The 25,810-nt window shown below is 65.9% G+C and carries 25 protein-coding genes; 10 read left to right on the top strand and 15 right to left on the bottom strand.

The window, feature by feature from the left end:
• Window positions 1-10: 10 nt before the first annotated feature.
• The gene (lptM, locus tag ACFPPA_RS17985) at window positions 11-190 is read right to left on the bottom strand and encodes an LPS translocon maturation chaperone LptM (RefSeq protein WP_377322436.1); all 180 of its coding nucleotides are present in this window, start codon (window positions 188-190) and stop codon (window positions 11-13) included.
• A 109-nt stretch (window positions 191-299) separates the two neighbouring features.
• Between lptM and ACFPPA_RS17990 the strand changes: the two genes are divergently transcribed.
• Window positions 300-989: a hypothetical protein gene (locus tag ACFPPA_RS17990; protein WP_377322629.1), complete on the top strand. Its 690-nt coding sequence runs from the start codon at window positions 300-302 to the stop codon at window positions 987-989.
• A 67-nt stretch (window positions 990-1,056) separates the two neighbouring features.
• Here ACFPPA_RS17990 and ACFPPA_RS17995 read toward each other — a convergent pair whose 3' ends face one another.
• On the bottom strand, window positions 1,057-1,530 hold the full coding sequence (locus ACFPPA_RS17995) for a GNAT family N-acetyltransferase (RefSeq protein ID WP_377322438.1): 474 nt from the start codon (window positions 1,528-1,530) through the stop codon (window positions 1,057-1,059).
• A 236-nt stretch (window positions 1,531-1,766) separates the two neighbouring features.
• Between ACFPPA_RS17995 and ACFPPA_RS18000 the strand changes: the two genes are divergently transcribed.
• Window positions 1,767-3,251, top strand: a complete 1,485-nt coding sequence (locus tag ACFPPA_RS18000) for a RimK family protein (RefSeq protein ID WP_377322440.1) — start codon at window positions 1,767-1,769, stop codon at window positions 3,249-3,251.
• Window positions 3,252-3,254: 3 nt separating this feature from the next.
• Here ACFPPA_RS18000 and ACFPPA_RS18005 read toward each other — a convergent pair whose 3' ends face one another.
• Window positions 3,255-3,530 carry a hypothetical protein gene (locus ACFPPA_RS18005; protein ID WP_377322442.1) on the bottom strand — a complete coding sequence of 92 codons (276 nt, stop codon included), beginning with the start codon at window positions 3,528-3,530 and terminating at the stop codon, window positions 3,255-3,257.
• Window positions 3,531-3,686: 156 nt separating this feature from the next.
• Here ACFPPA_RS18005 and aroE point away from each other — a divergent pair, with 156 nt between their 5' ends.
• Window positions 3,687-4,517 (top strand): shikimate dehydrogenase, encoded by an 831-nt coding sequence (aroE, locus tag ACFPPA_RS18010; RefSeq protein ID WP_377322444.1) that lies wholly within the window; start codon window positions 3,687-3,689, stop codon window positions 4,515-4,517.
• A 152-nt stretch (window positions 4,518-4,669) separates the two neighbouring features.
• A complete protein-coding gene (locus ACFPPA_RS18015) occupies window positions 4,670-5,221 on the top strand; it encodes an energy transducer TonB (protein ID WP_377322446.1) in 552 nt (183 codons plus the stop codon).
• Between the two features lie 14 nt (window positions 5,222-5,235).
• Here ACFPPA_RS18015 and ACFPPA_RS18020 read toward each other — a convergent pair whose 3' ends face one another.
• The 3 genes from ACFPPA_RS18020 to ACFPPA_RS18030 are packed head-to-tail and all read right to left on the bottom strand — an operon-like array spanning window position 5,236 to window position 7,861.
• Window positions 5,236-5,562, bottom strand: coding sequence for a low molecular weight protein tyrosine phosphatase family protein (locus ACFPPA_RS18020; RefSeq protein ID WP_377322448.1), 327 nt, complete (start codon window positions 5,560-5,562; stop codon window positions 5,236-5,238).
• A complete protein-coding gene (locus tag ACFPPA_RS18025) occupies window positions 5,562-6,098 on the bottom strand; it encodes a gamma carbonic anhydrase family protein (RefSeq protein ID WP_377322450.1) in 537 nt (178 codons plus the stop codon). The genes ACFPPA_RS18020 and ACFPPA_RS18025 overlap by 1 nt, the downstream gene beginning before the upstream one ends.
• A complete protein-coding gene (locus tag ACFPPA_RS18030; RefSeq protein WP_377322452.1) occupies window positions 6,095-7,861 on the bottom strand; it encodes a patatin-like phospholipase family protein in 1,767 nt (588 codons plus the stop codon). The genes ACFPPA_RS18025 and ACFPPA_RS18030 overlap by 4 nt, the downstream gene beginning before the upstream one ends.
• A 135-nt stretch (window positions 7,862-7,996) precedes the next feature.
• On the opposite strand from ACFPPA_RS18030, the gene ACFPPA_RS18035 reads away from it, so the two are divergent.
• On the top strand, window positions 7,997-10,054 hold the full coding sequence (locus tag ACFPPA_RS18035) for a M3 family metallopeptidase (RefSeq protein ID WP_377322454.1): 2,058 nt from the start codon (window positions 7,997-7,999) through the stop codon (window positions 10,052-10,054).
• A 129-nt stretch (window positions 10,055-10,183) separates the two neighbouring features.
• Here the strand turns inward: ACFPPA_RS18035 and ACFPPA_RS18040 are convergent, their stop codons facing one another.
• The gene (locus ACFPPA_RS18040; RefSeq protein ID WP_007082376.1) at window positions 10,184-10,393 is read right to left on the bottom strand and encodes a cold-shock protein; all 210 of its coding nucleotides are present in this window, start codon (window positions 10,391-10,393) and stop codon (window positions 10,184-10,186) included.
• Window positions 10,394-10,729: 336 nt separating this feature from the next.
• On the opposite strand from ACFPPA_RS18040, the gene xth reads away from it, so the two are divergent.
• The 3 genes from xth (at window position 10,730) to ACFPPA_RS18055 (ending at window position 13,211) form a co-directional block, all read left to right on the top strand.
• Window positions 10,730-11,497 carry an exodeoxyribonuclease III gene (gene xth, locus ACFPPA_RS18045; RefSeq protein ID WP_377322456.1) on the top strand — a complete coding sequence of 256 codons (768 nt, stop codon included), beginning with the start codon at window positions 10,730-10,732 and terminating at the stop codon, window positions 11,495-11,497.
• A gap of 4 nt (window positions 11,498-11,501) precedes the next feature.
• Window positions 11,502-12,185, top strand: coding sequence for a YecA/YgfB family protein (locus tag ACFPPA_RS18050; protein ID WP_377322458.1), 684 nt, complete (start codon window positions 11,502-11,504; stop codon window positions 12,183-12,185).
• Between the two features lie 192 nt (window positions 12,186-12,377).
• A complete protein-coding gene (locus ACFPPA_RS18055) occupies window positions 12,378-13,211 on the top strand; it encodes a pirin family protein (RefSeq protein WP_377322460.1) in 834 nt (277 codons plus the stop codon).
• A 74-nt stretch (window positions 13,212-13,285) separates the two neighbouring features.
• On the opposite strand, the gene ACFPPA_RS18060 is transcribed toward ACFPPA_RS18055, so the two are convergent.
• The 8 genes from ACFPPA_RS18060 to ACFPPA_RS18095 all read right to left on the bottom strand — a co-directional run bounded on the left by ACFPPA_RS18060 (window position 13,286) and on the right by ACFPPA_RS18095 (window position 24,175).
• Window positions 13,286-13,804: a gluconokinase gene (locus ACFPPA_RS18060; RefSeq protein ID WP_377322462.1), complete on the bottom strand. Its 519-nt coding sequence runs from the start codon at window positions 13,802-13,804 to the stop codon at window positions 13,286-13,288.
• 48 nt (window positions 13,805-13,852) lie between these two features.
• Window positions 13,853-14,674, bottom strand: a complete 822-nt coding sequence (locus ACFPPA_RS18065) for a carbohydrate ABC transporter permease (RefSeq protein ID WP_377322464.1) — start codon at window positions 14,672-14,674, stop codon at window positions 13,853-13,855.
• Entirely contained in the window at window positions 14,671-15,564 is an 894-nt protein-coding gene (locus ACFPPA_RS18070; protein ID WP_377322465.1) for a carbohydrate ABC transporter permease, read from the bottom strand. Before ACFPPA_RS18070 ends, ACFPPA_RS18065 begins: the two co-directional genes overlap by 4 nt.
• Window positions 15,561-16,859: a sugar ABC transporter substrate-binding protein gene (locus ACFPPA_RS18075; RefSeq protein ID WP_377322631.1), complete on the bottom strand. Its 1,299-nt coding sequence runs from the start codon at window positions 16,857-16,859 to the stop codon at window positions 15,561-15,563. The genes ACFPPA_RS18070 and ACFPPA_RS18075 overlap by 4 nt, the downstream gene beginning before the upstream one ends.
• A gap of 53 nt (window positions 16,860-16,912) precedes the next feature.
• Window positions 16,913-18,379, bottom strand: coding sequence for a glucoamylase family protein (locus ACFPPA_RS18080; protein WP_377322467.1), 1,467 nt, complete (start codon window positions 18,377-18,379; stop codon window positions 16,913-16,915).
• Window positions 18,380-18,462: 83 nt separating this feature from the next.
• Window positions 18,463-19,983, bottom strand: coding sequence for a tryptophan halogenase family protein (locus ACFPPA_RS18085; protein ID WP_377322469.1), 1,521 nt, complete (start codon window positions 19,981-19,983; stop codon window positions 18,463-18,465).
• A gap of 116 nt (window positions 19,984-20,099) precedes the next feature.
• Window positions 20,100-23,108: a TonB-dependent receptor gene (locus ACFPPA_RS18090; RefSeq protein WP_377322471.1), complete on the bottom strand. Its 3,009-nt coding sequence runs from the start codon at window positions 23,106-23,108 to the stop codon at window positions 20,100-20,102.
• A 59-nt stretch (window positions 23,109-23,167) separates the two neighbouring features.
• The gene (locus ACFPPA_RS18095) at window positions 23,168-24,175 is read right to left on the bottom strand and encodes a LacI family DNA-binding transcriptional regulator (RefSeq protein ID WP_377322473.1); all 1,008 of its coding nucleotides are present in this window, start codon (window positions 24,173-24,175) and stop codon (window positions 23,168-23,170) included.
• A gap of 667 nt (window positions 24,176-24,842) precedes the next feature.
• On the opposite strand from ACFPPA_RS18095, the gene ACFPPA_RS18100 reads away from it, so the two are divergent.
• Complete coding sequence (locus ACFPPA_RS18100) at window positions 24,843-24,974, top strand: hypothetical protein (RefSeq protein ID WP_377322475.1); 132 nt, start codon at window positions 24,843-24,845, stop codon at window positions 24,972-24,974.
• Between the two features lie 639 nt (window positions 24,975-25,613).
• A complete protein-coding gene (locus ACFPPA_RS18105) occupies window positions 25,614-25,805 on the top strand; it encodes a type II toxin-antitoxin system RelB/DinJ family antitoxin (RefSeq protein ID WP_377322476.1) in 192 nt (63 codons plus the stop codon).
• Window positions 25,806-25,810: the final 5 nt, after the last annotated feature.

Raw genomic sequence — 25,810 nt, forward strand, 5'->3', positions numbered from 1 at the left:
GTGGCGCTGCTCAGGGTTGCTGGAGCGCCGGCATCGCGCTGCTGCTGGCAGAAGACGGCAGCACCGGTGCCGGTGCGCTGCTGGCGGGGACCGGCCGGGTCGGCGGCAGCACCAGCGGCCCCTTGTTGCCGCAGCCGGCAAGCATCGCAACGATGAGGGAAAACGGCAGTAGCAGGAGGAATCGATGCATGAGGGTTTCCTGAAGACGGTCGCAGTATAACGATGCCGCCACGGCGTCGTGCCGGCGACCGCTATGATGGGTGCACGGAGCGCGCTTCGCCGCGACGAGGAACCCCATGATGGACTGGAGCGCGCTGTTGCGCATGCCGATGACCGTGCTGCTGGTACTGGCGGCCGTCTTCGCGCTGATCACTCTGGCCCAGCTGGTCGTGTTGCGCCGGCACCTGCATGGGCGCCGCCGGCTCGCCGCCAGCTGGCGCGCCCTGTTGTGCCTGCTCTGCTTCGCTCTGACCCTGCTGCTGGGCGGCACCGGCGCCGCGTTGCGCGGCTACCGGCTGCTGGGCGAAGAGGCGCCGATCGTCGACATCGATGCGCGCATCCTGTCGCCGCAGCGCTGGGCGCTCACGCTCAGCTGGCCGGATGGCAGCACCCGCCAGGTCCAGCTGGCCGGTGACGACTGGCGTATCGAGGCGATCGTGCTGAAATGGAAACTGCCCGCCCTGCTGGCCGGCGTGCCACCGCTCTACCGTCTCGACCGGCTGTCCGGCCGCTACGACGATCCGGTCCAGGAAACCAGCGCGCCACGCACGGTGATCAGCTTCGGCGAAGCCGGATCGTTCGATCTGCTCAGGCTCGGCAAGAAGTATCCGCAATGGTTCCCCGAGATCGACACCGTGTACGGCAGCGGTGCGTTCCTGCCCCTGGTCGACCAGGGCCACTACTCGGTGAGCCTGATGCGCACCGGGGCACTGGTGGCACGGCCGGACGAGGCCACCGAACAGAGAATCAGCCACCCGCTCGGCGGTTAGTGAGTTCGCGTCGGGCGGCTGCCGTGCTCGCCTCGACCGGGCCGATCGTGAAGGCCCTTCCCGCCGTTCAGAGCAGCAGCTTTTCGTAGCGCCAGCCGTCCGCACCGTCCTCGTAGTAGCCCACGAGGCATCCGATCCGCTGGTAGCCCATGCGCTGGTAGAGCGCGATCGCAGCCTGGTTGTCGGCGCGCACTTCAAGTCGCAGCGCGCGGCAGCGGCGCCGGCGGGCCGCGGCTTCGGCGGCCTCGACCAGGGCGGTGCCGACACCCTTGCCGCGTGCCTCGGGCCGGCTGGCCAGCGAGTACAGCCGGGCCACGCCGCTGCGCTTGCGGAAGAACACCACGGCGCTACCGAGGAAGGGGCGGCGGCCGGCACTGGCTACCAGTACCCGGGCCGAGTCGCTGGCCAGATGGCGGCGGTATTGCGCGCGGCTCATGCGATCGCCGTCAAAGCTGCGTTGCTCCAGCATCACCAGATCGTCCAGATCGGAGATGTCGGCGCGTCTGACACGCATCTGGGCGGCGGCTGGAGGGGGTGGCATGCGGTGGCTGGATTTCCGTGGCGGCACGGCGCGCGGCCGGGGATCGACAGCGGCGGACTTTAGCAGGCGGCGGCAGGGGGCGCCCGTGCCGGCCGCCGCCGACCGTCACGTTTATTTGCCCTTCAGTGCGGGCGCTTGTGCGAGCGCAGCCCTGTGCCAAACTGCGCGCTTTGCAGGTCCTGCCGTGTTGCGGCAAGGTCCGGCATCCCGCGTTCCCGCGCACTCCGAGAGGTGTCATGACCCGCCTGGTCATCGTTGTCGAGAAAGCCTCCGACTGGGGCTCGTACTATCCCTCCGTCGACGTGATGAGCGCGATGGACTACCTGCGCAAGCCGGTCGATGGCGATGACGAACGCATCCACGTACTGAACCTCTGCCGCAGCTACAAATACCTGGGCACGGGCTACTACGTGTCGCTGCTGGCCGAGGCGCGCGGACATCGCGTGATGCCGTCGGTGCGCACGGTGAACGACCTGCGTCGGCGTTCGCTGTACGGCCTGGACATCGAAGACCTCAATACCAAGCTGACCCGCTTCCTGCCGGCCGGCGGCCGCGACACCACCGACTTCGGCATCCTGGTGTATTTCGGTGAGACCGCCTATCCCGCGCTGCAGGATCTGGCGCGGCAGGTGTTCGAAATGTTTCCCTGCCCGCTGTTGCGGATCGAGTTCGAGCGCGACCGCGTGTGGCAGGTCAGCGCGATCAAGCCGGTGGGCCTGCAGACGCTGGACGATGCGCAGGAGGACGCGTTTGCCGAGGAGCTCGACCGCTTCTCCAAGAAGCTGTGGCGCAAGCCGCGGGCGCGCAAGCTGTATCGCTACGACATCGCGATGCTGGTCGATCCGAAGGAGGCCATGCCGCCGTCGAACAGGAAGGCGCTGAAGGCCTTCATCGCCGCGGGCAAGACGCTGGGCATCGAGGTCGACCCGATCGGCAAGAACGACTATCAGCGGCTGGCCGAATACGACGGCCTGTTCATCCGCGAGACCACCGCCAGCGACAACCATACTTACCGTTTCGCCCACCGCGCGGAAAAGGAAGGCATGGTGGTGATGGACGACCCGACCTCGATCCTGCGCTGCACCAACAAGATCTTCCTCAACGACGTGATGGTGTCACGCAAGCTGGCCGTGCCGCGGACCGAGATTCTCTATCGGGACGATGCCAGGGGCATGAAGGACGTGGTCGCCAAGCTCGGCTTTCCGCTGGTGCTGAAGATTCCGGACGGCTCGTTCTCGCGCGGCGTGGTCAAGGTGGAAGACGAGGCGGCGCTGGCGCAGGCGGCCAGCGGCCTGTTCCAGCACAGCGCGCTGCTGCTGGCGCAGGAATACGTCTACACCGAATTCGACTGGCGCATCGGCGTGCTCAATCGCGAGCCGCTATATGCCTGCAAGTACTACATGTCGCGCGGTCACTGGCAGATCTACAACCACGGCGCCAAGGGCAGTGCCAAGACCGGCGGCTTCGAGACCATCGCGATTGCCGACGCCCCACCGGAAGTGGTCAAGCTGGCGTTGAAGGCGACCCAGCCGATCGGTGACGGCCTGTACGGCGTCGACCTGAAGCAGGTCGGCGACAGGCCGGTGGTGATCGAGGTCAACGACAACCCGTCGATCGACGCGGGTGTCGAGGATGCGCATCTGGGCGACGAACTCTATCTGCGGATCATGCGGGAATTCCTGCGCCGGATGGAGCGCAAGCGGCAGGGCGTCGCCGGCTGACGTTCAGCGCGGGAAGTGGCAGCCATGCCAGACCACTTCCTGCATCGCGCGACGATGCGGCCGGCGCCGCGCCAGCAGCTGACGCGGCAGGCCCGGTTCCAGTCCCAGCACCACCACCAGCGGCGCACCGAGCAGCCAGAATGCCGGTGTCCAGCCGAGCAGCTCGGTGTGCATCGGTACCAGCGTGGTCAGCAGCAGGACACCACCGCCGAGCAGCCACAGCACGGCGGCGCCAAGCAGGCGGGGCTGACGCGAGACGGGCAATCGTTTGGAGCGCATGAGCGGGAACCCTCTGGATGGAAGATGTCCGCAGCGTGCGATGCCGTCATCTCACGGACTGCGACCGCTGACGCGGTGCAGGGAGCGCGGCGGCGGCGGCTTGTAGAATGGGGCCGGTGCGCCGTGGTGGCGTCACCAAGCCTCCAGGGAATTCCCATGCCAGCAGCCCAGTTCGCCGTGTTCGGCCATCCGATCGGCCATAGCCTGTCGCCACAGATCCACCAGGCGTTCGCGCGGCAGTTCGGCATCGAGCTCGACTATCGCGCGATCGATGCCGCACAGGACGCATTCGCCGCGGCCGTGCGGGATTTCTTCGCCGCGGGTGGCCGCGGCGCGAATGTCACCCTGCCGCACAAGACGGCCGCCTTCGCGCTGGCCGACCAGCGCAGCGAGGCGGCCACGCGGGCCGGCAGTGCGAACGTGCTGACCCGCCTGGCCGACGGCCGGCTGGCGGCCCACAACACCGACGGCGCGGGCATGCTGCGCGATCTCACCGAGCGCCACAGCGTCGATCTGCGCGGCCACACGGCACTGCTGCTCGGTGCCGGCGGCGCGGCGCAGGGGGTGGCGTGGAACCTGCTCGACGCGGGCGTGGAGACGCTGACCATCGTCAACCGTTCGCCGGCCTCGGCCGATGCGCTGGCCGATGCGATTGGCGACCCGGTGCGTGCGCACACCCGTTACTGGGAGGATCTGGCCAGCATCGGCAGCTACGACCTGATCGTCAATGCCACCTCGGCCGGCGTGCTGGGGAAGGCCCTGCAGTTGCCGTACTCGCTGGTCGGTGCCCGCGCGCTCTGTTACGACCTGTCCTACGGAGCGGCCGCAGCCAGCTTTCTGGCCTGGGCGAAGAGCGCCGACGCACGCTACGCCTTCGACGGCCTCGGCATGCTGGTGGAAACCGCGGCCGATGCGTTCGAGTTGTGGCACGGCAAACGGCCGCAGACCGACCCGGTCTACCAGGCCTTGCGCCAGCAGATGGCTTGAACACGCTGGCCTGCCGGGTCGGCTGCGGTGCCTGCTGCATCGCGCCGTCGCCACACGACTGAAACACGAGCTGGCTAAGGTGCCGGCATCCGTCGGGAGCGCGTCAATGGCGCCGGCTTCAGCGCACGGTGATTGCTCATGCAGCAGGTGTCATGCCTCGTTCCCTTGCCGGCGTATCGCGTCGATACGCGCTCGTTGTCGTCTCGTTGCTGGTCGTTGCCGCCGCCGGCGGAGTTTTCTGGTACAGCCAGGCCGCCGCGAAGGCGTCGCTCAGAGATGGCAGCTCGTTGTCCGTGCAGCCCACCACGGCAGCGACGGATGATGCGCAAAGCGGCACCGCCATCCTGCTCGGACTGGCCCGCGACGCGATGCACGACGGGCGCCTGGTGGCCCCGGCGGGCAGCAATGCCTATGAGTTCTATCTCAGCGTGCTGCAACTGGAGCCGGACAACCGGACCGCACAGGACGCCCTGCGCGAATCCTTTCCGCGTGCCGCGGAGGAGATCGAACGCACGATCAACCACAAGGATCTGGAAGAAGCCCGCCGGGAAATCGATCTGCTGCGCGAGTTCGACAACAACAATTTCACCCTGGCCCTGCTCGGCGGCAAGCTCTCGGCGGCGCGCAACATCGTGATGAAGCAGCACGAGGCCGAAGCCGAACGCATCCGCTTGGCGGCGGCGATGCAGGCATCGACGCGGTAACCCGCGGCAATGCATCAACCGAGCAGCGGCCCGGCTCTCTTCAGCAACAGCTGGATCAGTTCGGGCTGCATGAAATCGTAACTGTCGGGAATATCCAGGCAGATCACCCGCTTTCCCTTCAGTCGGTCACGGTAGCGCGCCTGCAGGAGTCGCCGATGGCGGGTTTCCATCACCAGCACGAGTTCGGCCCAGTCCAGCTGATCAGCCGTCAACGTCACGGTGGCATCCGCGGCCAGCCCGGCGGAATCGACCTCCAGTCCGGGCCAGGACCCGAACACCCGCTCGGCAGTGGGGCTGCGCAGGCGATTGCGGCTGCACAGGAACAACACGCGCCTGGTCATCATCCGCTGCCGGTCAGGTACTCGTCCTTCAGCCGCACATAATGGTCGGCCGAGTAGTGCAGCTGTTCGATCTGCGCATCGCTGAGCACGCGCACGAACCTGGCCGGGTTGCCCAGCCACAGCTCGCGTTCGCCGACCACCTTGCCCGGCGCAATCAGGCTGCCGGCGCCGACGAAACCGTGCTTCATCACCACCGCGCCGTCCATCACGGTCGCATGCATGCCGATCAGGCAGTAGTCGCCGATGGTGCACGCGTGCACCACTGCTGCGTGGCCGATCGTGACGCCCTCGCCGATCAGGCAGGGGAAGCCGGGGCCATACGGTCCCTGATGGGCGACGTGCACGATGCTGCCGTCCTGGATGCTGGTGCGCGCGCCGACGCGGATGTGGTGCACGTCGCCGCGCAACACCACGCCTGGCCAGATCGACACGTCGTCGCCAAGCACCACGTCACCGATCACGCTGGAAGCGGGGTCGACATAGACGCGTTCGCCGAGTCGCGGCGCGATGCCCTTGTAGCTGCGCAGAGGATTCATCCGCGCATGGTAACCGCCGCCGCGGGATCGCGCGCGCGTTCCTCCAGCACCCCGAGTGCATGCCGGTAACCGGCATCGACGGCCCGTTGCCAGCCCTTCCAGTCGAGCATGCCGATCTGCTCCAGCGGTGGCGTGAGCAGCAGGTCGGCGCGCTCGCGCCGACCTGCGCTGGCGCTTTCGCCATTGACCATGCCGGCCCGCACCAGGGTGGAGACCAGGCCTGGCCGGCGCACGTCCTGCCGCCGCTGCAGCAGCAACCGCCACAACGGCGGCGTGGCCGATTCCTCGGCGGTGGTGAGCAGGGCGATGTCGGCACGGATGTCCAGCGCGGTGATATGGGCGATGCCGTCGGCAGCCATCACGTCCGTCGGCAGGTTGTTGACCAGCGCACCATCGACGTAGACGCGGCCCTGCCGCAGCACCGGCGGCAACACGCCGGGAATCGCGCTCGATGCGCGCAGCCAAAGCCACAGCGGGCCATCCCGATGCACCGCCATGCCGCCGCCGGACAGCTGCGTGGAGACGCAGAAATACGGCAACGGCAGGTCCTCGATCTCCAGCGCGCCGAACGCATGACGCAGCATCGTCGACGCCCGCCGTCCACGGGTCATCGCCACCAACGGCAAGGTCCAGTCCGACAGCGGACGACCCTCCACGAAGCCGCGGCGCAATGTTTCGGTGATCGCATCGAGCTCCCAGCCGCAGGCCATGCCGGCGCCGATGATCGCGCCGATGCTGGTGCCACCGATCGCGTCGAACCGATGCCCCGCCTCGTGCAGCGCGCGCAGCATGCCCAGGTGTGCCAGCCCGCGCGCACCCCCGCCGGCCAGCACCAGGCCGCGCCCGTGCCCGCTGACCAGCCGCGCCAGCCGGGTGACGTCGGCGCGGCGGCACACGTGGTGATGGCGCAGCTCGCCGCTGAACGCGGCACGCCAGCGCCGGGCCGAACCCAGGCTGACCTGGTGTCCGGCATGCATCAGTATCAGGTGCCGCGAACGGTGGCCGGTGCGGCTGGGATCCAGCAAGGCGGATTCCGGCCACGGCCGGGCCGCCTGCGCGGCGAGGGCCGGCAGCAGCAGTACGTCGGCCTGGCGCATGCAGCGTTGTCGCCACAGCGGATCGCCGCCCGCATCCAGGTAGATCACGAAACGCAACTGCGCCTCGCGTTCGGCAAACCAGTCGCTGCTACGTCCGGCGCCCTGTTCGGCGTCGATCACCAGGCAGTTGCCATAGCCCTCCAGTGCCTGCCCCAGCTGCATCGCCAGGACCCGTGCCGGTACCGCCGCGTCGATCGGCAGAATCGCGAACGTACGGGGCAGACTGGTCCGATCCGCACCGCGCTCGCGTTGCTGCAGGAGTTCGATGGTGGTGCGGGCCACGCCCAGCATGGCCGCCGGATGACGTTCGAGCAGCGTCTCGAAGGCGCGGCGATCCAGCCGCAACAGCTCGGAATCGCGCAGTGCACGCACCGTGCGGGTGCGCTGTTCGCTGCCGAGCAGGCTGACCGCACCCACGCATTCGCCGGCGGCGATCAGATGGATCAGTCCGGCGGCGTCTTCGGGCAGGCCATCATCGAACACGCCGAGGCTGCCGCTCTTCAGCAGGTACAGCGCTTCGGCCGGTTCGCCAGGTTTGAACAGGGGGCGCCCGCCGGGCAAGCCCAGCCATACCAGCTCGCGCGCCAATGCCGCGCGCGCAACCGCATCCATGGGCCCGAACATGGCGCTGCGGGCCAGCAGCTCGGTGACATCCGGTAGCAACATGGCAGCAAGGTTACGGTGCCATCCATGACAAAACGGCGTGACCTGCCCGGATCGTTCCATCGTGCGTGGGCGGCGGCGCCCCGTGCTTGATTTCGGGCGCCGCGATCGCCACGCTGGCGGTCTACAGGAGATCTCATGAACGCGCACAACCCGCTGCTTTCCGACGACACCCTGCCGGCGTTCTCGCAGATCCGGGCGGAGCACATCGCCCCGGCGATCGACCAGCTGCTGGCCGACTATCGCGATGCCATCGACGCGCTGGTCGCGCCTGGCGCGCCGCGTGATTTCGCCACGGTGATGCTGACCCAGGAACGACTGGAGCAGCGTCTGGCGCGTGCCTGGGCACCGGTTTCCCACTTGCATTCGGTAGCGGACAGCGAGGTACTGCGTGCCGCCTATGGGCCGGCCGAGGAGCAACTCACCGAACATGCGATCGAGCTGGGCCAGAACCGCGAACTGTATGCCGCCGTGCAGGCGCTGGCCGACGCGCCGGACTTCGCCGCGTTGCCGCGCCCCGAACGCGCGCTGGTGGAGCATGCCCTGCGCGATTTCCGCCTGTCCGGCGTGGCGCTGGACGAACCGGCGCGCTCGCGCTTCCGCGAGATCGGCGTGGAGCTGTCGAAACTGTCCACCGAATTCTCCAACGCCGTGCTGGATGCCAGCGAGGCGTGGCACGAGCACGTCACCGACGAGCGCGATCTTGCCGGGATTCCCGCATCCGGCCGTGCCGTGTTGCGCCAGTATGCCGAGGACCAGCAACTGGACGGCTATCTGGTGACGCTGAAACAACCCAGCGTGCAGGCCGTGCTGACCTATGCCGACAATCGCGACCTGCGCGAGCGCGTCTACTGGGCCTACCAGACGCGCGCCTCCGACCAGGGCCCGGATGCGGGCAAGTTCGACAACAGCGCGCGCATCGAAAAGATCATGGCGCTACGCCACGAGGCCGCGCAGCTGCTGGGTTTCGCCAACGCCGCGGAAGAGTCGCTGGCGACCAAGATGGCCTCCTCGCCGACCGAGGTGATGGAGTTCCTGCACGATCTGGCCGCGCGTGCGAAGCCGGTGGCACAGCAGGAGCTGGCCACGTTGCGCGAGTTCGCCCGGGCCGAACTGAAACTCGACAACGTCGAACCGTGGGATGTCGGTTACGCCTCGGAGAAGCTGCGCCAGCGGCAGTACGCGCTGGACGAGGAGCAGCTCAAGCCGTACTTCCCGTTGCCGGCGGTGATCGAGGGCCTGTTCGGGCTCACCGGGAGGCTCTACGGCATCACGCTCGCCGCGCGCGAGGGTGTCGATGTGTGGCATCTGGACGTGCGCTATTACGACGTGCGCGACGCCGATGGCCGGGTGTTCGCCGGGGCCTATGTGGATCTGTATGCGCGCAACGGCAAGCGCGGCGGGGCCTGGATGGATGTCTGCCGCGCCCGTTTCGACGACGGCGAACAATTGCAGTTGCCGGTGGCGTTTCTCACCTGCAACTTCGCGCCGCCGACCGAAGGTCGGCCGGCGCTGCTCACCCATGACGACGTGCTGACCCTCTTCCACGAATTCGGCCACGGTCTGCATCACCTGCTGACCGGGATCGCGCTGCCCTCGATCGGCGGTATCGAAGGGGTCGAGTGGGACGCGGTGGAACTGCCCAGCCAGTTCATGGAGAACTTCGGCTGGAATCGGGCCGCACTGGATCTGTTTGCCCGTCACTACGAAACCGGTGAGCCGCTGCCGGAGGCACTGTTCGAGCGCATGCTCGCCGCGCGCCACTTCCACGCCGGCCTGTTCCTGGTGCGCCAGCTGGAATTCGCGCTGTTCGATTTCCTGCTGCACCTGGAATACGACCCGGAGCGCGGCGCCTGCACCCTGGCGGTGCTCGAAGAGGTGCGCAAGCAGGTCGCCGTGTTGCATCCGCCGGCGTGGCAGCGGTTCCCGCATGGCTTCAGCCATGTCTTCGCCGGTGGCTATGCGGCTGGTTATTACAGTTACCTGTGGGCCGAGTTGCTCAGTGCCGACGCGTTCGGCGCGTTCGAGGAACAGGCCGGGGAGCATGGCAGCGTGATGGATCGCGCCACCGGCGAACGCTTCCGTCGTGAAGTTCTCGCCGTCGGCGCCAGTCGTCCGGCGCTGGAAAGCTTCATCGCGTTCCGCGGGCGCAAGCCCGACCCCGAGGCGCTGCTGCGCAGCCACGGTCTGGCCTGACCATCACCACCCTCCGATCGTGCGCCCCGGAGCACATCCGGGGCCGATGCTTCCAGCCATCGGACAAACGGCGGACAAAAAAAAGCCCGCCGAAGCGGGCTTTTCAAGATCGCTCAAATCCCGAAGGATTCAGGCAACCTGGACTTCCTCAGCCTGCAGGCCCTTCTGGCCCTTGGTGACGATGAACGTGACGCGCTGACCTTCCTGCAAGGACTTGAAGCCCGTGCCCTGGATCGCGCGGAAATGCACGAACAGGTCATCACCGCTTTCCGGCGTGATGAAGCCAAAACCTTTGGCGTCGTTGAACCACTTGACTGTACCGCTCTGACGATCCGACATGTAACATTACCTTTGAAGCATGGATGGTTTGCGGCTTGGAGCGAAATGCACTTGACCGCAATAGGAGCAAGAGATCCGGGTCTTCTCGGATTCGTGCTTTGCCAGCATACACTGGAACTTGTGGCTTCGGTGGGTTTTTTGCGTAAATTCCTGTAGGCGGATCGGCCGACGTCGCCAGCAACCGCGTGTTTGCGGGCGCGAACCGCGCCACAGCGCCATTTCGGGCGGGTGCCGGCACTCCTCGTGCGCCGCACCGGATTCGGCCGGGACGCCCCGGATTCCCGGCGGATCGCGGTTTCGGGCAACCCGTCCCGGCGCTTCCCTTACAATGCCGCGATGAAGATTGCCTCCTGGAACGTGAACTCGCTGAAGGTGCGCCTGCCGCATCTGACCCAGTGGCTGGCCGACGCCCGGCCGGACATCGTGGCCCTGCAGGAGACCAAGCTGGAGGACGCGAAATTCCCCGTCGACGAACTGGCAGCGGCCGGTTATCGCGCGGTGTATTCGGGCCAGAAGACCTACAATGGCGTCGCGATCCTGGCCCGCGGCGAGCCCGGTGACGTCGTCACCGACATTCCCGGGCTGGACGATCCGCAACGGCGGATCCTGGCGGCGACGATCGGCGAACTGCGCGTGGTCGATCTCTACGTGGTCAACGGCAAGGCGGTCGGCGACGAGAAATACGCCTACAAGTTGCACTGGCTGGCCAGGGTGCGCGAGTTCCTGGCCGCTGAACTGAAACGTTATCCCCGGCTGGTCGTGCTGGGCGATTTCAACATCTGCCCCGACGATCGCGACGTCTACGATCCGGTGGCCTGGGGCGAGGACATCCTGTGTTCGCCGCCCGAGCGCGCCGGGCTCAGGGCGATCACCGATCTGGGTCTGTACGACAGCTTCCGCCTGTTCGAAGCGGGCGCTGAACATTACAGCTGGTGGGACTACCGGCAGGCCGCATTCCGTCGCAACATGGGCCTGCGCATCGACCTGATCCTGATCAGCGAGGCACTGAAATCCGCGGCCACGACGGCGGCGATCGACCGCGAACCGCGTCGTTGGGAGCGCCCTTCCGACCACACTCCGGTGACGCTGGAACTGGATATCTGAACGTATGACTGCAAAGACCGAATGGCCCAGTTCGCTGGACGACAACGAACTGGATGAACTGGATCGCTACCTGCGCGCGCATACCGGCGAGGGCGACCTGTTGCTGGACGGTGTGCATGGCCTGCTCAGCGCACTGGCGGTAGGCCCGCTGCTGGTGTTGCCGGACGAATGGCTGCCCGAAGTGCTGCATGAACCGTTCGCCGACGAGACCGAAGGCAATCGCGTGCTGGCCCTGCTGGCCAAGCTCAACGACTCGATCAGCGCCGAACTCGATGTCGATGCCTACGAGCCGATTCTCGGCGAGGTCGAGCTGGAAACCGGGCCGATGCTGTCCGCCGCGGGCTGGTGCGAAGGCTTCAGCCGCGGCATCGACCTGCGCGCGGCGCTGTGGGAAAACCGCTTGTCCGAGGACCCGCAGCTGATGGAGCTGCTGGGCCCGGTGATGGCGCTGGCGGTGGACGAAGGCATCCTCAGCGCGGACACCGAATTCGAGAAGCTCAGCGACGAAGAGTATGACGAATGCCTGGCGCAGGTGCCGGCGGTGCTGAGCGCGGTGAACCAGTACTGGCAGGCCAAGCCGGCCACCGAGGCGGAAGTGGAAACCATGGTGCTGCAGCAGCGTCCGGGACCCGGTGACGAGGAAGACGGCACGCCGCCACGCCAGCGCAGCGGGCACTGGGTGCATTGAGGGCAGGAATGCGTGGACAGGAGTGAGAAGTGGGCGGCGGGCGACGCGCCGTTGCGTTTCACTCGTTACCCACTCCCTCCACTCGCTTCCCGCACTGTCGCCGCAGCGGAACGATCCGTTCGTGCCCGGATGCTTGGATAAGCGTGCCAGCGAGGCCATCTTGGCGGCCATCGTCCTTTGCCGGAGCAAGCCATGAGCGATCGTCATATCACCCGTCGCATCCGCGGCACCGACACGTCCGACGGTGCCGGCGTGAAGCTCAAGCGCGTCATCGGCCAGGCGGGCCTGGACATGCTCGATCCGTTCCTGCTGTTGGACGAGTTCCGTTCCGACCAGGCCGGCGACTACATCGCGGGCTTTCCCGAGCATCCGCATCGCGGCTTCGAGACGGTCACCTACATGCTGGCCGGGCACATGCAGCACCAGGACAATCACGGCAATCGCGGGGATCTGTCGCCGGGCAGCGTGCAGTGGATGACCGCCGGACGCGGCATCCTGCATTCGGAAATGCCGCAGCAGGAAGATGGCCTGATGTGGGGCTTCCAGCTGTGGGTGAACCTGCCGGCGAAAGACAAGATGATTGCACCGCGCTACCAGGACATCGCGCCCGAGCGGATTCCCGTGGTGCACCCGGCCGAGGGCGTCGAGGTCAAGGTGATCGCCGGCGAGCTGGCCGGTGCCACCGGGCCGGTCGAGGGCATCGCCACGGCCCCCGTGTATCTGGACGTGAGTCTGCAGCCCGGCGCCGAGCTGAGCCTGGACTTGCCGGTCGGCCATCACGGCTTCGCCTACGTGTTCGAGGGCGAGTCGGCCCTGGTCGGTGGCGAGCGGCTGCAGCGCAGTGAACTGGGCGTGTTGTCCGACGGCGACCGCTTGCAGCTCGCCGCTGGCGACACGCCCTCGCGCTTGCTGGTCGTGGCCGGCCAGCCACTGAAGGAGAGCGTCGCGCGCTACGGGCCGTTCGTGATGAACACCCAGGCCGAGATCCACGAAGCGATCGCCGACTTCCGCGCCGGCAAGTTCTGACCGCCGTCGCTGTACGCTGGCGTGGGAAGCGGCCGCAAGCAGGCACTCGTCGCAGCGGGGTTGCCGGAGGTCGGTCAGGCGACGGGAAGCTCCTGGCCATCCAGCCATCGACGCACCGCCGCCAGCAGGCGTTCGGGTGCGTCGATGCCGTTGAGGGTCAACGCATCCTCGTCTGCGGCCGGCTCCTCCAGCGTCCGCAGCTGGCTCTCGAGCAGCGAGGCCGGCATGAAGTGATCGCGCTGCTGCAGGCGCCGCTGCAGTTCGTCGTGGGGCACACGAATGTAGACAAAGCGCACATCAGGTCCGGCCCGGCGCAGCCGTTCGCGATAGCTGCGCTTGAGCGCGGAACAGGCGACCACGCCGTGGCGGTGTCGCTGCAGCTGGTCGGCGATCCACGCGCTCACGCGATCCAGCCACGGCCGGCGGTCGTCGTCATCGAGCGGGATGCCCTCTCGCATCTTGTCGAGGTTGGCGGCCGGGTGCAGCTCGTCGCCGTCCTGGAAATCCCAGTGCTCGGCGTGGGCCAGCGCCTCGCCGAATGTGCTCTTGCCGCTGCCCGATACACCCATCACCACGATCACCATGGCTGCCATTTCCAGTCGATCCGCCTGCCGCAGTCTGCCCCGCACGAAGCGTTCGGGCTATCCCTTCACGCTGCCCAGCAGCAGCCCTTCGAGGTAGTAACGCTGCATCGCCAGGAACAGCAGCAGCACCGGCAGCACGGTAACCACCGAGCCGGCCATCATCAGCTCGCTGTCCTGCGCATGCTCGCGCGCCAGCGACGCCAGCCCCAGCGGCAGCGTGTAGTGCTCCTGGCCGGTCAGCACGATCAGCGGCCACATGAAGTCGTTCCAGGCCGCCAGGAAGGTGAAGATCGCCAGTGTCACCATGATCGGCTTCAGCAGCGGCAGCACGATCTGGCTGAAGATGCGCCACTCGCCGGCGCCATCGATGCGAGCCGCCTCCAGCAGCTCGTCGGGGATACCGCGGGCGTACTGGCGCACCAGGAAGATGCCGAACACGGTCGCCATGCCCGGCACGATCACGCCGGCGTAGCTGTTGACCAGGCCGATGTATTTCAGCAGCAGGAACAACGGCAGCATCGCCACCTGGGCCGGAATCACCAGTGCGCCGATCAATCCCTGGAACAGTCGCTCGCGGCCGGCGAAGCGCAGCTTGGCGAACGCATAGCCCGCCATCAGGTTGAACATCAGCGACAGCAGGGTGATGGCGCTGGAAACGGCCAGGCTGTTGAGCAGATAGCGACCCATGCCGGCGCGCACGAACAACGTGCGGTAATTCTCCAGCGTGGGGTGGCTCGGCAGCAGCGGTGGCGGCAGCGCGCTGGCCGCGCCGGGCGGCATGAACGATACCGACAGCATCCACAGCAGCGGAAACAGCGCGATCGCCGCCGCGCCGATCAGCAGACCGTTGATCAGGGCCCTGGCCAGCCGCGGATTCACGCCACTCCTCCATCGGCCGGTTCGCCGTGCCGGGCAAGCCGGAGCATCAGCACGGTCACCGCGAACATGATCACGAACAGCAGGAACGCCACCGCCGAGGCGGAACCCAGGTTCCACCACTTGAAGCCTTCGTCGTACATCAGGTACAGCACGCTGGTGGTGCTTTGCAGCGGGCCGCCCTCGGTCATCACATAGGGCTCGGCGAACAGCTGGAAATAGCCGGACACGGTGAGGATGCCCACCATCAGCAGGGTCGGCCCCAGCATCGGCAGGGTGATGTGGCGGAACTGACGCCATGCCGAAGCCCCGTCGATGCGCGCGGCCTCGTACAGATCCAGCGGAATCGCCTGCAGGCCGGCCAGGAAGATGATCATGTTGTAGCCGAAGTTCTTCCACACCGCGAACGCGATGATCGTGGGCATCGCCCAGTGCGGATCGCCCAGCCAGTCGACCGGATGGATGCCCAGATGGCCCAGCACGTCATTCGCGATGCCGTACTTGGTGTTGAACAGGTAGCGCCAGATCACCGCGACCGCGACCACGGTGGTCACCACCGGCGCGAACAACGCGGTGCGGAAGAACGGCTTGCAGCGCGCCAGCGGCGAGTTGAGCAGCAGCGCCGCGCCCAGCGAGGCGCCCATCGACAACGGTACACCGACGGCGACGAAGTACAGCGTATGCCCCAGCGCCGACCAGAACAGCGGCCGCTGCAGCAAGCTCCAGTAATTCTGCAGCGCCACGAAGCGCAGGTTGTGGATGTCCGCCAGCGCGTAGAGGTCGTAGTCGGTGAGGCTGAGCCCCAGCGCGCCGATCACCGGCAGCAGGAAGAACACGCCGAGCACCAGCAGGGCAGGCGCCAGGAACAGCCAGGCGGCGCGCTGCGACTTCATTGCGCCGCTCCGGGCGCGCGATGCGGATGATCGAGGATCCAGCGCCGCTTCTCAAGGATGCGGTCGGTGCGACGATCCATTTCGGCAGTGGCCTGGTCGATGGTCAGCTCGCCGGCGATCGCCCGCGCGGCCTCCAGCTGCATCTCGTTGGCGATGCGCTCCCACTCCGGCACGGCCGGCGTCGGCCGCACGTGCTCGAGTTGCTCGCGGAATGCCCGCGCCTTCGGATCGTCGCGCAGGGCGCCGCCCTGCCAGGAACTGCGCCGCGGCGGCATGTCGCCGAGCAGCTCGTAGAAGCGCTGCTGCACGGCGGGCCGCGACAGGTATTCGATCAGCGTCCACGCGGCCTGCTTGTGCCGGGAGCGGCGAAAGACCACCAGGCTGGAACCGCCCGCCGCGCCGACGCCGGCGCCGGCGCTGTCCGGCCCGGGCAAGGGTGCGGTGGCCCAGTCGCCCTGCTGCGAGGCCGGCAGCCGGGTGCGGAACTCGCCAATGTTCCACGGACCGGAGAAATAGAACGCATAGACGCCGCGGCCGAACTCCGACCACGGGTTGCCCGCCTCCACATTGGTGATCGGCGGGGCCTGGTGCAGCCGGAACGTATCCACGTAGAACGTCAGCGCCCGCTTGAAACCGGCACTCTCGAAATTGCCGTAACGACCACCATCGCGCAGCAGCCCGTCACCCGGGTCCGGACCGTAGTCCTGCTGCAGCGCCAGTGACATCAGCTGCTCGTATTCGTTGGTCGGCAACAGGATGCCGTAGGTATGCCGCCGGGGGTCGCTGAGCGCGGCGAGCATGTGCCGCCATTGTGCCCAGTTGCGCGGCGGCGCGTCGAAGCCGGCTTTCTTCAGCAGGTCCTTCCGATAGAACAGCAGCCGCGTGTCGACATACCACGGCACGCCGTAAAGGGTGCCGTCGATCACGTTGGTGGACCAGATGCTGGCGAAGTAATCGGCGGGCTGGATCACGGCCGAGCGATCGACCCGTGCCTGCAGCGGTTCCAGCGCGTGCAATGCCACCATCTCCGGCAGCCAGGTGTTGCCGAGCTGGGTCATGTCGGGAGTCGAGCCACCGGCAAAGGCGGTCAGCAGTTTCTGGTGCGCCGCGGTCAGCGGCAGTTGCTGCACCTTCACGTGGATGTCGGGGTGCAGCCGTTCGAATTCCGGCAGCAGCTGCAGGATCGCCTCACCCTCGCGACCGATCGTCCAGAACGTCAGTTCATCGCGTGCAGTCGCGTGAGTCGAGCAGCCGCCCAGCAGCACCAGCAGGCCGAACACGGCCAGCGCCAGCAGTTCCCGCCGCGGTTGCCGTCGCGCCGGTGGGGGAGCTGCGCGCGCGCGTGCGATCACGGCGTCTTCGCCGCCTGCTCGAGCCAGCCACCGGTGAAGCCAGCCCGCTGCAGGCCCTTGCGGATGTACGGATTCCTGCGCATCACCTTCCACACGAAATCGCTGCGCCAGTTCTCGATCATGAGCACGATCGGACCCTGGTCGATGCCCAGCTGCACGGTATCGGCCCAGCCCATGCCCGGCACCATCCTGCCCGTATGCGAGGTCATGGTGGCATGGAAGCTGGGGTTGAACGCATCGACAAAGCCGTACTGGTCGTAGATCGCCGCGCCATAGCGGCGCTTCATCTCCTGCAACGCGGGAACCACGATCTCCGGCGCGAACGCGATCGAGCCACCGGCCGCGGTGGGGGCGATGGTGCCGTCGTCGGAGATGTAATCCAGCCCGGCGCCGCGTGCGGTGTAACCATGGAATCGGCGCGTCCCCCCGGACGTCTGCACGGTGACACCGCCGGGTCCGTTGCTGGCCGTCAGGCCCCACACATTCTTGCCGTAGCCGGTCCAGTGGCCGGGGTTGGCGATCGCATAGTCGCGCTGGCTGTAGGTGGCACGGCGGCTGTTCTCGAAGTAGTCGAGATCGTGCCGGCGGCTCCACGCATCGCGGATGCCACGAAAGTCGATCCAGCTTTCGCTGTACTGATGGCCGAACAGCGGCGCGAAGTTGAGGAAGGTCTGGCCGTGGAACGTGCCCCAGGTTTTCGGATAGGTCGCGCACCACGCCTTCCAGGCATCGGCGCTGATCGGGTGGGTCGGCGAGCCGAGCGCCAGGATGTAGACCAGCTTGCCTTCGTTGTAGCCCTTCCAGTCGGCCGGAATGAACTTGCCGCCGGGTGTCCAGCCCATGCTGATCAGCGGTGCGTGCGGCTGCATCCACGGCCAGTCGACCGCGCGGTAGATCGCATCGGCGAGCTGGCGGATCTGGCGCTCCTGCGGCGTGTCACGATCGTAATAGGACTCGGCAAACAGCACGCCGCCGAGCAGCAGGGTGGTGTCGACGCTGGACAGCTCGACATAGCGCATCGCCCGATGGCCGGTCTTCATGTCGAGGAAATGGTAGAAAAAGCCGTGGTAGCCGCTGGCGTCGTCCTCGCTGGCATTCTGCGGCGCGTCGTGGAAGAACCGCAGCGTGGCCAGCGTGCGGGTGACTGCCTGCTGGCGCGTGATGTAGCCGCGTTCGGCGCCGACGCCGTAGGCGGTCAGCCCGAAACCCACGGCGGCGATGCTGGAGAACGAACGACCCGGCCAGGAGTCCGGTACCAGACCCGTTTTGGGGTCGGCGCCGTGCCAGAACCATTCGAAGGTACGCTTCTCCAGATCGTCGACCAGGGCCTGTTGCGGGGCGGACAATGCCGCATGGCCGCGCATTGGCTCCCTGGCGACGGCCGGCGATTGCCAGCCGGCACCCACAACAAGCAGGGCGACGATCAGGCGGACGGGGATCTTGCGGAGCAAATCTCGGAACATGCGGGGAGCGCTCTTGTGTCACGGGTGAAGGTGGTGGACAGGCCGGTTGTCGCCAACGCGCATGCCTGAGGTCCGGCGGATGCTCAGCTGTGCAGGTCGGGTGCGGCGCAGTGACGATCGATGAACGCCTGGTGCGGTGGCATCGCATCGACGCAGCTGGCGACCACCTGGCCGACACTGGCCATGAACGCTTTCAGCTCCTGCGCCGGCATCTGGTCGACCAGCGGGTGGTAGCTCCGAGGCATGACGTGCTGACCGAGCATCACCTGTACCCAGCTCACGCTCGCGAACATTTCCTCGGCGTGGCGGAAGAAACGGCCGCTGTCGCGGAACAGGCGAATGTTTTCCTGCAGTGACGACGGAATCGGCATGGTGCGGCAATAGTTCCAGAATGCGCTGTCGTCGCGCTCGGTCGCGCAGTAGTGCAGGATCAGGAAATCGCGGATGCGCTCGAACTCGAATTCGGACTGGGCGTTGTAGCGATCGATCAATACCGGGCTGAAGTCGCGTTGGGGAAACAGCTGCAGCAGCTTCGCGATGCCCGACTGGATCAGGTAGATGCTGGTCGATTCCAGTGGTTCCATGAAGCCGCTGGACAGCCCCAGCGCGACCACGTTCCTGTTCCAGAATTTCTTGCGCATGCCGGTGGTGAAACGCAGCGGTCGCGGTTCGGCCAGTGGGCGGCCATCGAGATTTGCGAGAAGCGTGGCGGTGGCCTCGTCGTCGCTGATGTGGGCGCTGGAATAGACGTAGCCGTTGCCGGTGCGGTGCTGCAGCGGGATGCGCCACTGCCAGCCGGCGCTGCGCGCGGTGGAGCGCGTATAGGGCGTGGGCGGACCCGTGTTCTCGCTTGGCACGGCCAGCGCCCGATCGCACGGCAGCCAGTGGGTGAAGTCGGTATAGCCGGTATGCAGGGCCTGTTCGATCAGCAGGCCGCGAAAGCCCGAGCAGTCGATGAACAGTTCACCCTCGATCCTCTCGCCGCTTTCCAGGATCACCGCCTCGACGAAACCGGTGTCCGCCTGCAGCACGGTCCGGGCGATCTTGCCCTCGGTACGCCGCACGCCGCGCTGCTCCGAATAACCACGCAGGTAGCGTGCGTACAGGCCGGCATCGAAGTGATAGGCATAGGCGATGTTCGCCAGCGGCGACGTGGCCGGAACATCGGTGGCCGAGACCATGAACTTGCCGCGCGGTGCCGCCACGGTGTTGAGCGAGTACGCGCCGATATCCGACGCCACGCCGGCATGCCTCGCCTTGATCCAGTACTGATGGAACGGCAACAGCCCGACGTCATGACCGATCGTGCCGAAGCCGTGGATGTAGGAATCGCCCAGCCGTCCCCAGTCATTGAACTGGATGCCGAGCTTGAACGTGCCGCGGGTCGCCTTGATGAAGGCGATCTCGTCGATTTCCAGCAGGTTGTTGAACAGTTTCAGGTGCGGCACGGTGGCTTCGCCCACCCCCACGATGCCGATTTCCTCCGACTCCACCAGCCTTATCGCGCAGTCGGGGCCGAGTACCTTGGCCAATGCCGCCGCGGCCATCCAGCCTGCGGTGCCGCCACCGACGATGACGATGTTCTTGATGCGCGGATCAGTCATGAAAGGCCCGGATCGGAAAGGTGGGGCTGCCCGAGGTTACGACAAGGCCCGCACGGGGGGCGGGCCTTGTCCAGATTGCCTCGATTGCCTGATGAAATCCATTTGGCGCCGTGGTGTCAGAATTTCATGCCCACGGTGAACTTGATCGTGCGTGGTACGAAGGTGATGTTGCCGGTCGGGTTGTAGACCACCGGGTTCGAATTCAGCACTCCGTTGGAGCCCCAGTTCACCAGCACGTCGGTGTAGTTCCTGAAGTTGAACGCATTGAGCAGGTCGAAGCGGCCATACAGCGTCATGCCGTAGCCGATGTCGAAGTCCTTGGTCGCCTGGAAGTCGACGTCGCGGTAACCGAACACCTTGCCACCGAGCAGGAACTTGCCATTGCCGCCCGGGGTGGCCGCGATCGGCGTACAGGCGCTGCCGGTGGGATACGTGGCGCCGTAGCAGGCGATGTCGTTGTGGGGAATCGGCGTGGCCAGGGTGAGCTTGGCCGATAAGGTGATGCCCCAGGGGATATCGATCGTGCCGGTGGCGACGAAACGGTGCTTGGACGCGGCATTGGAGTCGATGAACGGGTATTGATGGATCGTCGCCTCGTCGAACGAGTAGTGCTCGTTGATGTCGCGGTTCTGGGTCGCCTTGGTGTAGGTATAGGCGAACGTCGCGGCCCAGCCGGAATCCTTGGTGTAGGGCTTCTCGGCCGACAGCAGCAATTGGGTGGTGCGCGTCTCGATGCCGTTGTTGCCTATGATCAACGCGCCGAAGCCTGGCACGCCGTTGCCCCACGGCTGGCTGTTGTTCTGGAAGAACGCGCCGTTGGGGTAGCGGTTGCCCAGGGTGAACACGAAGCCATCGTGGCTGACGATGCGGGCCACGGCCGCGCTGGTATTCCAGTCTCCGACCTTGTTGCGCATGCCGAGGCTGAACTGGTCGGAGTATGGCGCCTTCAGGTGGTTGTTGATCGCATCGACTTCCTGACCCGCGTTGGTGGTCGCGAGCAAGGCCTGCAGGTTGCCCAGGTTATTCAGGTATTTCGGATCCCAGGCGAAGCATGGCGTGCCGCCGTTGTGGCATTGCCCGGTCGCCGGATCCTGGAAGTACACGGTGGACTCCGGCAGGGAAGCCTTCGTCTGCTCCAGCTGCAGGTAGTCGTACAGATCGCGATCGTAGGCGCGGCCGGCACCGCCGAAGATCACGTGCTGCTCGTCACCGTTCAGGTCATAGGAGAAGCCCAGGCGCGGCTGGAACTCGTTCTTCTGCGCCTTGCGGTTGTGGCCGGTGCTGATGTAGTCGTTGACGTTGATGCCACCCAGGGCCAGTGCCTGGGCATAGGTCTGTCCGGCCGGGGCATTCGGATCCGGATTCGGGCCATTCAGTGCGGCCACCACGTTGGCCGGCGTCACGTAGTTGAGATAGGACGGATTCCGCTCATAGTCCCAGCGCACGCCTAGATTCAGGGTCAGCTTGTCGTTGACCGCCCAGTCGTCCTGGATATACATGCCGAGCTGCTTGTCCGACGACTTCGCCACCGGGCTCAGCCCGGGCACCGGGTTCGGGAAGAACGCCTTGTACGGGGTGGCCGAGGAACCGCTGGCGTCGACGTTGTAATAGAACTGCGCATTGCTGGTGCCGGCGTCCTGGGCGTTCAGATCCACCGCCTTGTACTTGATACCCATCTTGACGACGTGGTCGCCATGCCACTCGAGGTCGTTGAAGGTCAGGTCGTCCTGCAGCGCGGGACCGCTCTGGCCCTTTTTCTGGGTTGCCAGGGCGTTGGCCGCACCGGTGATCAGGATCGTCGCATCCTGCTGCGGGTCATAGGTATAGACCGCGCCGTCGCCGCTGCCCAGCGAGGTGGGGTTGTTGTAGGACTTCTCGTGGGTGTACAGCAGCTCGTTGAAATACGCATCGCCGCTGTGCTGCCAGCGCAAGGCGATGCGCGTGTCGTTGTTGATGACGTCGATGCCGGCGGGTGGTGCGGTGACGCCGCCGATATTGTCGTACTGGTCTTCCTTGCGGACCTGGCCACTCAGTTCGAAGCGGTCGCGATCGGTCGGCTCCCAGTCGATCTTGCCGAAGTACAGATCCTCGGTAAACGGCAGGTTCGACGGGCCGGCCTGTGCCGCCACGTCGGACGGCAGGAGACTGGTGACACCGGTGACGCCCGGCACCACGGTGATCGGGGTGTTGAACTTCTTGGCCTCATAGGTAAAGAAGAAGTGCATCTTGTCCTGGATGATCGGGCCACCGACGGCGAAGCCGTATTCCTTCTCGTGCGACTTGGCCTTCTTGTTCTGCGCCTCTTCCGCAGGCGTCTTGGCGCGCAGGCTGTCGTTGGTGTACGTGCCGAACACCTCGCCGTGGAACTGGTTCGTGCCGGACTTGGTGTCGGCGGTCACCGCGGCGCTGGAGATCTGGTCGTACTCGGCCTTGTAGTTCGAGGTGATCACCTTGTACTGGCCGATCGCCAGCTGCGGGAACGGATTGCCCTGACTGGCGAACTGGCCGCTGACGCCGCCTTGCTTGACGTAGCTTTTCTGGCCGACACCGTCGATGTAAACGTTTACACTGCTGGCGTTCTGAGCACCGCCGGTCAAGGACGTATGACCCGACGAGTCCACGTTGAAGACCATGCCCGGCACGGTATCGGCAAACTCGAGGAAGTTGCGCGACACCTGCGGGATCGTCTCGATCTGATGCTGCGAAATCGTCGCGCCCACTTCGGAGGTTTTCACCTCGGCCAGGGTGGTGGCCGAGACGGTCACGCCGGTGAGTGTGGTGACCGGGCCCGCGGCAGCGGGCGCGGCAGCGGCGAGATCGAGTGTCGCGGTGGATGCCACCGTCAAGGTGACGATCTTCTCGGTACCGGGACCGGCGTCGATCCGGTAGGTGCCCGGCGGCAGGCCGACCAGCGCATAGCTGCCGTCAGCGGAGGACGTGGTGCGGCGCGTGACGCCGGTGGCGATGTTCCTGGCGGTCACCGCGGTGTTGACCGGGGCCCTGCCGCGCAAGGTGGCGTTGGCCGTCTGCGCCCAGGAGACCGTCGGAGCAACCGCAATGGCCACAACCGACGCACCGATGACGCTGGCAAGCAATTTCTTTCTTAGATGCAACGACGTTTTCATGATGACCCTCCCCGGCAAATTTGACCTGCGATCGGCGATCGCTGTTGTTTGAATGACGCTCAGGTAGTGCTTGCGCCGCACGATTCGCGGACGACGATTTCGCAGCCGAGCGTTTGCGCGGTTGCGGGTGACTGATCGGGGTTTTCCAGCAGCCCGGCCAGGTGCTCCAGTGCGTGGCGGCCCAGATCCACGATGCGGACGCGCACCGTGCTCAGCGTGGGGCTGACATAGCGCGCGATCGGAATGTCATCGAAACCGGCCAGCGCGATGTCCTGCGGCACGCGCAGGCCGGCCTCCTTGAATGCGGTCAGGCAGCCGACGGCCATCATGTCGTTCGCGGCGAACACGGCATCCGGGCGGTGCTTTTGCGCCAGCAGTTCGCGGCCGGCGCGGTAGCCGGACTCCTCGCTGAAATCGCCCGGGACGATATTGATCGGCGCGTCCGGTGCGTATCTGGTCATCGCCGCGCGGTAGCCCTTGTCGCGCTGTGCCGCGTCGAAATTGCCTTCCGGGCCGGCGATGAATGCCACGTTGGCATGGCCGGCCTTGAGCAGGTGCCGGACCATCGCGCTGGCGCCGGCGTGGTTGTCGACATTGAGCACGCTGTACGCCGCACTTTTCACCGCGCTGTTGAGCAGCACGACCGGCAAGGTCTTGGGCAGGTTGGCGCGAAGGAAAGCGGCATCGACGCGTCCGGACAGGATCAGCAGCCCATCGACGCGGCCCTGCATCGAGCGCACGGCTGCCGCCGCTTCGTCGAGCCCGTCGTGCGAACTGGAGACCAGCAGGTGCAGGCCGCGGGCGCGGGCGGCCAGGTCAATGCCGCGAATCAGCTCGGAGAAGAACTCGCCATACAGGTCGGGCAGCAACGCCCCGATCGTGTTGGTGCGCCGGGTGATCAGCATGCGTGCGGCGGCGTGCGGGATGTAGTGCAGGCGGTCGGCGGCCTGCTGGATACGCAGACTGGTCTCCGCGGTCACGCCGCTGCCGCCGTTCATGGCCCGCGAAACGGAAGCCACGGACACCTTGGCTTCGCGCGCCACATCTTTGATGGTTGCTGCCGCCATATGGAGATTGCCCGAAGGCTCCGAAACCCTTTAGTGGCGCCAACGTAAACGTTTTCATCGAGACTTGTAAAGTGCCTGTAAAGCGAGGGTTCTGCTGCATTGCGGGAGGCTCTGGTCGAGGCATTGAAGGGACCGCCGGCAAATCGCCGAACCTGCGCCAGTTGTCGGCAAGCCATGCCGTGATCCGTCGCTGTGGCGGCGCAGCAACCGGCAGGAAAATTTCGGCCTGTGTCTCGCGCTGCGCCCTTCCGCGACCGCGCCCGACGAAACCCATGGATGTCGGCCGGGGCAGGGGGCGATATCGGGCGGCCTTGCGTATTCCGTCCCCGGTGGACGCTGCTGCTGAACGCATCGGGCGTCCATTTGCGACGAATCATGGTCGCCCGGCAGAAATGACCGCCAGTGAGCGGAGCGCGTCCTTGCCTGGAGTTGGTCGGTCGGCAGCGAATTCGCGTATGTCGCGCAAGGCCGCGGGGCGCGGGGCGCGGGGCGCGGGGCGCGCCGTTTTCCGGCGATCGGGAGGGCTTGCCTACAGTCGGGCCGAGTCCCGCCGATACGCTCTCTGGCAAGGTTCATGCTTCGTTGCAGCCAGTCACCTGAACAGTCGAGCGGGCTTCTTCCAGGGCGGTCCGGTCCGCGTCAACCAGGATTATTGGGGCGAGCTGGCATGAACGAGATGTCGGCTGCCCTTATTGCTGTCAGTTCAAATAAAGCTATGACTGAGAACCAAATTTTTGCCGAGCTAAGGATCGCACTGGTGCCAACTGACGCCAATAAGCTCCCAATTGTTGCCAACTGACGCCAAATAGCGGCGAACGCCGCTCCAGTCACGAAAGGCCGCGGTACCCGATCATGCTCAAATAGGGGTTATCAGTGCGCAGTTGAATCTAGCTTAGGGACAGTGGGCCCTAGGCGCGCTTTGCGACATGCTGATCAGAGGGGCAAAACAAACCGGTCTCAACGGCCGTGAAATGTTGGGGCTATGGGATGCCGACCAAAGGATAAATTAATGCAGTACTTGTTCTACGGAATTGGGTTCGGGTTGCTGGCCTTGATTGCGATTGTTGTCGTGCGTAGCGAGAACTACGACGACAAAGATCGCGATTAGGTGGATCAAGGGGCGCACCGCCTGATGTCATGGCGCGCCTCGCCTCTACAACCTGGCCAAGACAGCCCCTCTTCGCCAGCCTGATCGCAGCCGCACCGGTTGCGACGAGCCTGCCGACACTGCAATCTCCGGACAGTCGGACCCTTCAGTGGCGAAGTCCGCGAAAAGCCCAGCAAAGCTTGGCGCTACAAGGATCTGCACGGGGTGCGGGCAACGCTCGCGAGCCCGACGGCGGCACGCCGGGATGTAATGCCACTCGTGACAAAAAGTAAATGACTTAAAAGCCCAAGTGAGCCACAATGTAGCTACACCCGCCTCTGAGCATATGAAATGGCTAGCACTGACGTCGTTCGTGCCCGGATAGACGGGCATATCAAAGAAGAGGCGAGCAGCGTCCTTGCCGAGATGGGACTGTCCGTTTCGGATGCCATCCGTATGCTGCTAATCCGCATCGCAGCGGACAAAGCGCTGCCATTTGACGTCAATCGCGTCCTTCCCCATTCGGATCGTAAGACGCCATGAGGTTG

The sequence above is a fragment of the Rhodanobacter ginsengisoli genome, from assembly GCF_042657065.1.
Classification (GTDB): domain Bacteria; phylum Pseudomonadota; class Gammaproteobacteria; order Xanthomonadales; family Rhodanobacteraceae; genus Rhodanobacter; species Rhodanobacter ginsengisoli.

What these genes read in the sequence shown, in the direction of transcription:
- lptM (WP_377322436.1), bottom strand. Translation starts at nt 190, where the DNA reads ATGCATCGATTCCTCCTGCTACTGCCGTTTTCCCTCATCGTTGCGATG.
- ACFPPA_RS17990 (WP_377322629.1), top strand. Translation starts at nt 300, where the DNA reads ATGGACTGGAGCGCGCTGTTGCGCATGCCGATGACCGTGCTGCTGGTA.
- ACFPPA_RS17995 (WP_377322438.1), bottom strand. Translation starts at nt 1,530, where the DNA reads ATGCCACCCCCTCCAGCCGCCGCCCAGATGCGTGTCAGACGCGCCGAC.
- ACFPPA_RS18000 (WP_377322440.1), top strand. Translation starts at nt 1,767, where the DNA reads ATGACCCGCCTGGTCATCGTTGTCGAGAAAGCCTCCGACTGGGGCTCG.
- ACFPPA_RS18005 (WP_377322442.1), bottom strand. Translation starts at nt 3,530, where the DNA reads ATGCGCTCCAAACGATTGCCCGTCTCGCGTCAGCCCCGCCTGCTTGGC.
- aroE (WP_377322444.1), top strand. Translation starts at nt 3,687, where the DNA reads ATGCCAGCAGCCCAGTTCGCCGTGTTCGGCCATCCGATCGGCCATAGC.
- ACFPPA_RS18015 (WP_377322446.1), top strand. Translation starts at nt 4,670, where the DNA reads ATGCCTCGTTCCCTTGCCGGCGTATCGCGTCGATACGCGCTCGTTGTC.
- ACFPPA_RS18020 (WP_377322448.1), bottom strand. Translation starts at nt 5,562, where the DNA reads ATGACCAGGCGCGTGTTGTTCCTGTGCAGCCGCAATCGCCTGCGCAGC.
- ACFPPA_RS18025 (WP_377322450.1), bottom strand. Translation starts at nt 6,098, where the DNA reads ATGAATCCTCTGCGCAGCTACAAGGGCATCGCGCCGCGACTCGGCGAA.
- ACFPPA_RS18030 (WP_377322452.1), bottom strand. Translation starts at nt 7,861, where the DNA reads ATGTTGCTACCGGATGTCACCGAGCTGCTGGCCCGCAGCGCCATGTTC.
- ACFPPA_RS18035 (WP_377322454.1), top strand. Translation starts at nt 7,997, where the DNA reads ATGAACGCGCACAACCCGCTGCTTTCCGACGACACCCTGCCGGCGTTC.
- ACFPPA_RS18040 (WP_007082376.1), bottom strand. Translation starts at nt 10,393, where the DNA reads ATGTCGGATCGTCAGAGCGGTACAGTCAAGTGGTTCAACGACGCCAAA.
- xth (WP_377322456.1), top strand. Translation starts at nt 10,730, where the DNA reads ATGAAGATTGCCTCCTGGAACGTGAACTCGCTGAAGGTGCGCCTGCCG.
- ACFPPA_RS18050 (WP_377322458.1), top strand. Translation starts at nt 11,502, where the DNA reads ATGACTGCAAAGACCGAATGGCCCAGTTCGCTGGACGACAACGAACTG.
- ACFPPA_RS18055 (WP_377322460.1), top strand. Translation starts at nt 12,378, where the DNA reads ATGAGCGATCGTCATATCACCCGTCGCATCCGCGGCACCGACACGTCC.
- ACFPPA_RS18060 (WP_377322462.1), bottom strand. Translation starts at nt 13,804, where the DNA reads ATGGCAGCCATGGTGATCGTGGTGATGGGTGTATCGGGCAGCGGCAAG.
- ACFPPA_RS18070 (WP_377322465.1), bottom strand. Translation starts at nt 15,564, where the DNA reads ATGAAGTCGCAGCGCGCCGCCTGGCTGTTCCTGGCGCCTGCCCTGCTG.
- ACFPPA_RS18080 (WP_377322467.1), bottom strand. Translation starts at nt 18,379, where the DNA reads ATGTTCCGAGATTTGCTCCGCAAGATCCCCGTCCGCCTGATCGTCGCC.
- ACFPPA_RS18085 (WP_377322469.1), bottom strand. Translation starts at nt 19,983, where the DNA reads ATGACTGATCCGCGCATCAAGAACATCGTCATCGTCGGTGGCGGCACC.
- ACFPPA_RS18090 (WP_377322471.1), bottom strand. Translation starts at nt 23,108, where the DNA reads ATGAAAACGTCGTTGCATCTAAGAAAGAAATTGCTTGCCAGCGTCATC.
- ACFPPA_RS18095 (WP_377322473.1), bottom strand. Translation starts at nt 24,175, where the DNA reads ATGGCGGCAGCAACCATCAAAGATGTGGCGCGCGAAGCCAAGGTGTCC.
- ACFPPA_RS18100 (WP_377322475.1), top strand. Translation starts at nt 24,843, where the DNA reads ATGAACGAGATGTCGGCTGCCCTTATTGCTGTCAGTTCAAATAAAGCT.
- ACFPPA_RS18105 (WP_377322476.1), top strand. Translation starts at nt 25,614, where the DNA reads ATGGCTAGCACTGACGTCGTTCGTGCCCGGATAGACGGGCATATCAAA.